10 protein-coding genes and 1 riboswitch are annotated in these 8,579 nt (G+C 63.2%); of the genes, 9 read left to right on the forward strand and 1 reads right to left on the reverse strand.

What is annotated here, in order from left to right; all coding sequences use genetic code 11:
- Positions 1-126: 126 nt before the first annotated feature.
- The gene (locus ACVOKO_RS18980; protein WP_062169326.1) at positions 127-750 is read right to left on the reverse strand and encodes a hypothetical protein; all 624 of its coding nucleotides are present in this window, start codon (positions 748-750) and stop codon (positions 127-129) included.
- A gap of 555 nt (positions 751-1,305) precedes the next feature.
- A riboswitch (FMN riboswitch) is annotated at positions 1,306-1,490 on the forward strand.
- A gap of 76 nt (positions 1,491-1,566) precedes the next feature.
- On the opposite strand from ACVOKO_RS18980, the gene ACVOKO_RS18985 reads away from it, so the two are divergent.
- The 9 genes from ACVOKO_RS18985 to ACVOKO_RS19025 all read left to right on the forward strand — a co-directional run bounded on the left by ACVOKO_RS18985 (position 1,567) and on the right by ACVOKO_RS19025 (position 8,209).
- Positions 1,567-2,169, forward strand: a complete 603-nt coding sequence (locus ACVOKO_RS18985; protein WP_062169323.1) for a riboflavin synthase — start codon at positions 1,567-1,569, stop codon at positions 2,167-2,169.
- Positions 2,166-3,272 carry a 3,4-dihydroxy-2-butanone-4-phosphate synthase gene (gene ribB, locus ACVOKO_RS18990; protein WP_346500878.1) on the forward strand — a complete coding sequence of 369 codons (1,107 nt, stop codon included), beginning with the start codon at positions 2,166-2,168 and terminating at the stop codon, positions 3,270-3,272. The genes ACVOKO_RS18985 and ribB overlap by 4 nt, the downstream gene beginning before the upstream one ends.
- 217 nt (positions 3,273-3,489) lie before the next feature.
- On the forward strand, positions 3,490-3,957 hold the full coding sequence (gene ribH / locus ACVOKO_RS18995) for a 6,7-dimethyl-8-ribityllumazine synthase (RefSeq protein ID WP_057627425.1): 468 nt from the start codon (positions 3,490-3,492) through the stop codon (positions 3,955-3,957).
- Positions 3,954-4,433, forward strand: a complete 480-nt coding sequence (gene nusB / locus ACVOKO_RS19000; protein WP_346500881.1) for a transcription antitermination factor NusB — start codon at positions 3,954-3,956, stop codon at positions 4,431-4,433. The genes ribH and nusB overlap by 4 nt, the downstream gene beginning before the upstream one ends.
- Positions 4,434-4,526: 93 nt before the next feature.
- The gene (gene thiL, locus ACVOKO_RS19005; protein WP_346500883.1) at positions 4,527-5,519 is read left to right on the forward strand and encodes a thiamine-phosphate kinase; all 993 of its coding nucleotides are present in this window, start codon (positions 4,527-4,529) and stop codon (positions 5,517-5,519) included.
- Between the two features lie 188 nt (positions 5,520-5,707).
- Positions 5,708-6,097: a roadblock/LC7 domain-containing protein gene (locus ACVOKO_RS19010; protein WP_346500885.1), complete on the forward strand. Its 390-nt coding sequence runs from the start codon at positions 5,708-5,710 to the stop codon at positions 6,095-6,097.
- Between the two features lie 164 nt (positions 6,098-6,261).
- Positions 6,262-6,624, forward strand: coding sequence for a roadblock/LC7 domain-containing protein (locus ACVOKO_RS19015; RefSeq protein WP_062169316.1), 363 nt, complete (start codon positions 6,262-6,264; stop codon positions 6,622-6,624).
- A 143-nt stretch (positions 6,625-6,767) separates the two neighbouring features.
- A complete protein-coding gene (locus ACVOKO_RS19020) occupies positions 6,768-7,658 on the forward strand; it encodes a hypothetical protein (RefSeq protein ID WP_346500887.1) in 891 nt (296 codons plus the stop codon).
- A gap of 5 nt (positions 7,659-7,663) precedes the next feature.
- Positions 7,664-8,209 carry a GTP-binding protein gene (locus tag ACVOKO_RS19025; protein WP_430980823.1) on the forward strand — a complete coding sequence of 182 codons (546 nt, stop codon included), beginning with the start codon at positions 7,664-7,666 and terminating at the stop codon, positions 8,207-8,209.
- Positions 8,210-8,579 lie beyond the last annotated feature (370 nt).

The raw sequence follows: 8,579 nt of genomic DNA on the forward strand, positions 1-8,579 counted from the left end.
GGCCTTCCCGGGGCGGGCCGTCCCTCGCCGCCCCCCCCACTACATGATCACGAACGCTGGCTGCAATCCGGAAAATAAAAACGGGGGCCTTTCGGCCCCCGCTGCATTAAACCCGGAATGGCCGGATCAGAAGCTGGCGCGAACACCGACCGAGTACTGGGCGAAGTCACCCATCCACTGGCCTTCAGCAACCACGCCCCAGGTCTTGTTGAACTTGACCTGGCCGCCCAGCACGCCGACGAACTCGGTGTCCATGTCGCTGCCATCAAGGGCGCCGCCCTTGATCCACGCCTCGGTACGTGCCGACGGCTTGCCGCGCAGGCCGACGGTCACGCGACCGGCGTTGACGTGGCTCTTGTAGGTGCCGTTGTCTTCGCCAGCACCGCTCAGCTTTTCGTCAAGGCTCAGGCGCAACCAGGCGATGTCGGCGGTGAAGTCGACGCGCTCGCTCATGTTCATGTGGTAACCGGCGCCCAGCTCCGGCTGGCCCAGCTTGACCTTCGAGCGTACGCCGTTGCCCCAGTTGATCGACTTGCGGACCTGCGAGTAACCGGCGAACAGGTTGACCTTGTCGGCGATATCAAACGAACCGCGCAGGTAGGCGCCGTCCAGGTTCGGGTCATCGAGGTCGTTGCTGTTGATCTGGACCTGGGTCCAGCCGGCTTCGGCGTAGGTGTAGCTGAGCTCGTCAGCGGAGGCGACAACAGGTGCGGCTGCCAGCATGGCGGCCAGAATCAGGGTCTTGCGCATGGAATCCTCTTGGATGTGATGTCCGTGTCAACCGACCCCTTGCGGGCCGGAACCGTAACGTCTTGTGACGGTGCGCGGATTCTAACGAAAAATTCACATGTGACAAGTGGTGTGAAGATGCCGACTGCATAGTCACGGACCCGTTCGGATATAGGACTTTTGCGCGGTATGGCGTTATTTCTCGGAACTTTATCGTCCAATTGACTGAATTCCGAATTTTTGCCGCGTGCTCGACGATGGCGGAGCAGGGCGATACTTCCAGAGCAATCCCATTAATTTGGCTGCAGGTTCTGCTCCAGTAGCGTCCCTTTTCAGGGTAGGTAACGTGGGTTGTTGCAGGTAACCCTTTGGCTACCTGCATGTAACCTCAGGCGCCGTGGCACCTCAGCCAGGCGCGGCAGCAGTACGTGCGGAGCTCCATGCCGCAAAGTCCTGGCGGCGAAAACGGCCGCTCCGCCGCCCCGTTCCACCGATGGGAAGCACTTGTTCAGCCGGGCCCGGGTCTTGCTGGGACCAGCGCTGCTACAATCGCTGGGCCGGTTCGCCGGCACTCACAAACGTCTTCAGGGCGGGGTGCAACTCCCCACCGGCGGTAGGTGCAACGCTCCCGATGGGGTCGCTGCATAAGCCCGCGAGCGCTCCAGCAAGGCCCGCACAGCAGTGCGGTTACCGGTCGGAGGTCAGCAGATCCGGTCAGATGCCGGAGCCGACGGTCATAGTCCGGATGAAAGAAGACGGTGTTTCGGTCCCCTTGCAGGGGCCGTGCGCCTGTTTGCCTTGCGGCGTTTTTCGCTCACTGTATTGCGGAGAACGTTAGTGTTTACTGGAATCATCGAAGGCGTCGGCCGTCTGGCCGCACGCGAACCCATCGGCGGCGATGTCCGCTTCACCTTCGCCGTCGGCAGCCTGCCTTTCGAGCAGGTGCAGATGGGCGAGAGCATCGCCGTCAACGGCGTCTGCCTGACCGTCATCGAGTTCGACGGCAGCAGTTTCAAGGCCGATGCCTCCACCGAAACCCTGGATCTGACCACGCTCGGCGGCCTGGCCGAGGGCGCGGTGATCAATCTCGAACGCGCCATGCGCCCGACCGACCGCCTCGGTGGCCATCTGGTCAGCGGTCATGTCGATGGCCTGGGCAAGGTGCTGTCCATCCACGAGGATGCGCGCGCGCTGCGCTGGCGCTTTGCTGCACCCAAGCCGCTGCTCAAGTACATCGCCAAGAAAGGCTCGATCTGCGTGGATGGCGTCAGCCTCACCGTCAACGAAGCCGATGACGAAGGCTTTGAAGTCGCGCTGATCCCGCACACCGTCGCCAATACCGCCTTCTCCACCACTGGCGTGGGCAGTGCGGTAAATCTGGAAATCGATCTGGTCGCCCGCTATGTCGAGCGCCTGCTGGGCCAAGGAGCCGCACAATGAATTTCGCCCCCGTTCCCGAACTGCTGGAAGAGATCCGCGCCGGTCGCATGGTGGTCATCGTCGATGACGAAGACCGCGAGAACGAAGGCGACCTGATCATGGCGGCGGAGCTGGTCAAGCCGTCGGACATCAACTTCATGGTCACCCATGGCCGCGGCCTGGTATGCCTGCCGCTCACCCGCAGCCGCGCTGCCGATCTTGGCCTGGCGCCGATGGTGCAGGCCAATACCGCGCAGTTCCAGACCAATTTCACGGTCAGTATCGAAGCGGCCGAAGGCGTGACCACCGGCATTTCCGCGCATGACCGTGCACATACCATCCGCACGGCGGTGAAGGCGAACGCCAAGCCGTCCGACCTGCACCAGCCTGGTCACATCTTCCCGTTGATCGCTCAGCCCGGTGGTGTGCTGACCCGCGCCGGTCACACCGAAGCCGGCGTTGATCTGGCGATGCTGGCCGGTCTGGAGCCGGCCGGCGTGCTGGTGGAAATCCTCAACCCCGACGGCAGCATGGCGCGCCGCCCGGAGCTGGAAGTGTTTGCCCGCGAGCACGGCCTGAAGATGGGCTCCATAGCCGACCTGATCGCCTACCGCCTGGCCACCGAACATACCGTTGAGCGCGTTGACGAGCGCGAAATCGCCACCGAATTCGGCGCTTTCAACCTTGTCACCTACCGCGACCGCATCGCCAACGACCTGCATTTTGCGCTGGTCCGGGGCACCCCGAACAAGGACACGCCCACCTTGGTGCGGGTGCAGGTGGAAAACCCGCTGGCCGACCTGCTGCATTGGCGCCGGGATGATTTTGGCGTGGCCAATACCGATGCGCTGCGGGCCATCGACGCCGCCGGTACCGGGGTGATGGTGGTGCTGTCGGCACCGCGCGACACCAATTCATTGCTGGCCCGCCTGCGCCAGCAGCCGGCGCCGGTCATCCCGGGCAAGGACAAGGACGTGGGCCAGTGGCGCCGCAACGGTGCCGGCGCGCAGATCCTGTCGGATCTGGGCCTGGGCAAGCTGCGCGTGCTCGGCACCCCGCGCCGGCAGATCGGCCTGGCCGGTTACGGCCTGGAAATCGTCGAAACGGTCACTCCGCAGGGGTGATCGGGGCTTTGGGGGCGAGGAGTGAGTGAAGAGGAGTGGGGAGTGAGGAATAGCCCGGATTGCAGGTTTTTCCCTGCCGGGCCGGCTCCTCGATATAGCTGGCAAAGCCAGCAACGTCGCCCCTCTCACCCCTCATTCCTCTTCACTCGCTCCTCTTAACCCATCCGCAAAGCGCGTACACGTTAAACTTACCCACCCTCAGGAACCCCACGCCCCCATGAGCCACTACGAAGGCGACCTCCGCCCGGCCGGATCGGCCCGTTTCGCCATCATTGCCAGCCGCTGGAATGCCCGGATCACCGATATCCTGGTCACTGGTGCCCGTAAGAGCCTGGCCGGCAACGGTATCGGCGAGGACGCCATCGATGTGGTCCGCGTGCCCGGTGCCTGGGAAATTCCCTTGGTTGCCGCGCGCCTGGCTGCGGCCGGGCAGCACGCCGCGATCATCGCCCTGGGCTGCGTGATCCGCGGCGAAACCCGCCATTACGAACACGTTGCTGACCGCTGCGCCGAGGGTCTGATGCGCGCCCAGCTGGATTTCGGTGTGCCGGTGCTCAATGGCGTGCTGGCGGTGGAGCGGGTGGAGGACGCTGATGCCCGTGCGGGCGGCAACCACGGCAACAAGGGTGAGGAAGCCGCATTGTCGGCATTGGAAATGGTCAATCTTCTGGAACAGCTGCCATGAACAACAAGAACAACGGCAAGCCTGCCGGAAAGCCGGTCCGTCGCGATGGCGTGGACCCGGTACTGCGCTCGCGCGCCCGTCGCCGTGCCCTGCAGGCGATCTACGCCTGGCAGATCTCCGGCGGCAACGCCGAGTCGCTGCTGGCCCAGTTCGCGCACGAACAGGCCCACGAAATCGCCGACCTGGTGTACTTCGAAAGCCTGCTGCGCGGCGTGCTGGACAACCGCCGTGACCTGGACGATGCGCTGGCCCCGTTCGTCGACCGTGCGGTCGAGGAAGTGGATGCCATCGAGCGTGCGGTACTGCGCGTGGCCGCCTACGAACTGCGTTACCGCCTGGACGTGCCGTACCGCGTGGTGATCAACGAGGCCATCGAAACCGCCAAGCGGTTTGGCTCCGAGCACGGCCATACCTATGTCAATGGCGTGCTTGACCGCGCCGCGCTAGAGTGGCGCAAGACTGAATCCAACCAATAACCGACGGCGGCGGCTTCGCCACCAACGGGGTTTGCTGCAGCGCCGGGCCGGCATCATCGGCGCCGGCGTTGTTGTTTTTTAGGGAGCCCGATCATGAGCCTTGACGAGTTTGGACTGATCGAGCGGATACGTCGGCGTACGGCTGCGCGCGCCGATATCGTGCTGGGCATTGGTGATGATGCGGCGCTGCTGCAGCCGGCACCGGGCCAGCAGCTGGTGGTGACCACCGACACGCTCAACGTGGGCGTGCACTTTCCGCCGGAAACGCCTGCGGCCGATATCGGCTGGAAGGCACTGGCGGTGAACCTGTCCGACCTGGCGGCAATGGGCGCGACGCCGGCCTGGTGCAGCTTGTCGTTGTCGCTGCCCGATGCCAGCGCGCAATGGGTGGACGAATTTGCTCAAGGTTTCTTCGCGCTGGCAGATCTGCATGGCATCGCCTTGATAGGTGGCGACACCACGCGGGGGCCGTTGTCGATTTCGATCACCGCGATGGGCCAGGTAGCAGCAGGGCAGGCGCTGCGCCGCGACGGTGCCCAGCCCGGTGACGACATCTGGGTCAGTGGCGTGCCCGGTGAAGCCGGTCTGGCCTTGGCGCTGTGGCAGCAGAAGGTGTTGGAGGTAAGCCGCGTCGCTGATGATTCCGCGCATGAACACCTGCGGTTGCGGCTGGCGCGGCCCACCCCGCGGGTTGAGCTTGGGCGCGCGTTGCACGGCCTGGCGACTGCAGCGGTGGACGTGTCCGATGGTCTGCTTGCCGACCTGGGCCACATCTGCGCGCGCAGTGGCGTTGCTGCCGATGTGTTTGAAAATGCATTGCCTGCGTCGGCGGCGGCACAACAATGTGCGCTCAGCGCTGCGTTCGATGCGCTGCGCGCAAGCGCGGGCGATGACTATGAGTTGTGCTTCACCGCGCCGCAGGCGCAGCGGCAGGCATTGCACGAAACCATGGCTTCCGTAGCAGTTCCGCTTACCCGGATTGGCTATATTCGAGCCGGAACCGGGCTGCAGGTGATCAACCAGGAGGGCGGTGTGCTGGCGGTGTCAAGGCAGGGCTACAACCACTTTGCGGGCATCGGGAAATAGGGAACCCCGCCCTTGTTGCAACAACACTGCCGCGTTCACGTGGTGTCCACGAATTCATATTTATCATCGCGGCTGTGATGGAAGTCGCGTTTTGATGCAGCCCCGCTGGCTGCATCCTGCGACCGCAAACAGGGGATGGGGTAGTGGAAACAGCAACATTGGAAAAGCTGAGGGCGAAGGTAAGTGATGTGGGGTTGCCTTCGTCCAACGTAGACGGCGCTGCGCTCGAAGCCGAACTCGACCAGGTCATCAATCGCAGCATCGGCATTTCCATGCTGCTGGTATCCACGGCCGATGGCCGCGCGATTGCGCATCGCTCCTTGAACCAGCTTGATCCGCGACGCTTGTCTGCGATGAGCAATTCGTTTCTTACGCTTGGCGAAACCTTGTCACGTGAGCTTGGCCTGAGTACGGCCGACTACGTGACCATGTCCACGTCACAGGGCAGCATGGTGCTGGTGCGCGTTGCCGCGGACCGGCCCTATACGTTGGCGGCATTGGGGCATGCCGACACTTCGCTGGCCATCCTGTTGTATGCCGCCCGCGATTCCGCGGCGCGGATCAAGCAGTTGCTGTAATTCACCAGTTGCAAATCACCTGTGCTGCAGTTCGCCTGGCATGCCAGGGATGCGGCGCGCGTGACGGATTCGGGTAAGACGCAACAGGCGTGTCGCCGGCCTCAAACAATGGCCCGGCCGCATTGCACTACTTAGACAACATTCGATCAGGAACGGAGAACAACATGGCTGGAAACGTCAAGCTCGACAAGTTGAATGAAATCGCCGGTTTCGTCGGTGCCGCATTGGTCGACAGTGACAGCGGCATGGCGCTGGGCATGCTCGGCGGTGGCCCGATCAACCTGGAAGTGGCTGCTGCTGGCAACACCGAAGTGGTACGCGCCAAGCGTCGCGTCGCAGCCTCGCTGGGCATCACCGATGCGATCGAAGACATCCTGATCACCCTGACCAGGCAGTACCACCTGATCCGCCCGCTGGAAAGCAATGCGGACCTGTTCCTGTACGTGGTGCTGGACCGCTCGCGCGCCAACCTGGCGCTGGCGCGTCACGAGCTGAAGTCGTTCGAACAGACGCTCGATTTCAAGTGATGCAATGTGGTGCCGCTGCTCCCTGACGGGGCAGCGGTACCGCAACCGCGCATCGGCCCCCTGACCTGATCGAAACGATGAGTGCACCCGCCCGCAAAATTTCTGCCGCTGTGATCGGATGCAAGGGTCTGGATGTCCTGCATATGATGCGGTTGAAGGTTGCCAGTTCGTTGTTGATGGCCGAGTACATCCAGGCCGACGTGCAGGAATGGAACCAGCAACCGGTGGATCTGCTGGTGGCCTGCATTGACGACAGCAGCGGCCAGCAGGTGCTGCGCGAAGCCAACCTCAAGGGTCTGCCGGTACTGGCGGTGACGCGCAAGGTGCTGTCCGGCCTTTCGGTTCCGGGCGTGGCCTATGGGGCCAGCGTCCGCGATATTTTCCAGCAGTTGCGGCAGCTGTTGCTGGAGTCCGATCGCAGCGGTGAGCGGTTCAAGCCGCGTACGCTGTTCCGCAGCCTGGCCGATGCCCAGGGCAAGCCCAGCGTCCTGCATATGGGCCTGGTCAAGGTGCTGATCGACGCGGCGCAGACGCGGGTTACTCTGCTGCGCGATCTGCCCTATGAAAACTGTCTCAATGCGGCCGCCGAGCCGGGTTGGACCTTGTCGCTGCTGGGCAATGCCGGGGCGGTGGACGAGGCCCTGGCCGATGCGGTCAGCACGCACGCATTCGAGGATTTCTGCTGGCAGGCCGCGGTGCTTTCGCCCGAGCCGCTGCTGGAGCAGCAAACCGCCGGCCTGTACCAGCTGCGCGGCTGGCCCGAGGTCGAAACCGGCAAGCTGCCGATGCAATGGCTGCTGCCGATGGCGGCAATGATGATCCGCCCGTGGCAATCCGGGCAGCTGGCGCTTGCCACCGGCACGTCACTGGATGACATTGCCCGTATCATGGCAGCGGCGGCATGTACCGGGCTGCTGGACGGTAGTGGTAGCCAGGCGGTAGGCCAACGCCCTGCCGGCAACAAGGTCTCAGGCTTTTTCACGCGTATCGCCAAGCGATTCGGGCTCAATTTTTCCAAGGGGCTTCAGGTCTGACGGATATGGCAACCAAGTTGGTTTTTGTCGGTGAAATGGGTGCGGGTAAAACGACTGCGATCCGGTCGATCTCGGACATGGAACCGATCAGCACGGAAATGCCGATCAGCGACGACACGGCGCTGTCCGCATTTGAAGACAAATCGCATACGACGGTGGCGCTGGATTACAGCTCCATCGAACTGGGCGACGGCGAGCTGCTGCATGTCTACGGCGTGCCGGGTCAGGCCTACCTGGATTTCATGTGGCCGATCGTCGCTGAAGGCGCAATCGGCGTGATCGTACTTGTGAGCGCACTCAACCCGCGCGCGCTGCCAAGTACGTTGACCCTGCTGGAGCGCTTCCGTGGATTGGCACCGGAGGCCTGTTTCGCGGTGGGCGTGACCTGCCAGGATCGCGAGTCCGAGTTCAGCTTCACCGAATTCCGCAACGCACTGGCCGCCGAAGGCCACCGCCTGCCGGTAATGTGGGTGGACGCCCGCGAAACCAGCCAGGTCGATTTCCTGATCAAGGCACTGCTGTCCTGCCGCTACGCGGAATCCATCGCCTGAACTTCGTGCATGACTGGTCTGTTGTAGGAGCGGCGTAAGCCGCGAAGCCACTGCAGCATCAGATTGCAGTTCTGTCCGTCACCGACCTGCTGCCAGCTTCGCGGCTTATGCCGCTCCTAAACACACAAATGCATGCCCTGCGTTGTCGCAGGTGAACCGCTTTGCCCTGCTGCTTGTGGGAGCGGCGTAAGCCGCGAAGCCACTGCAGCATCAGATTGCAGTTCTGTCCGGCACCGACCTGCTGTCAACCTCGCGGCTTACGCCGCTCCTACACACAAACGCATGCCCGGTGTTGCCGCAGGTGAATCGATTTGCTGTGGTTGTAGGAGCGGCGTAAGCCGCGAAGCCACTGCAGAAGCCGAATTCAATA

The organism is Stenotrophomonas sp. STEN240, assembly GCF_056756175.1.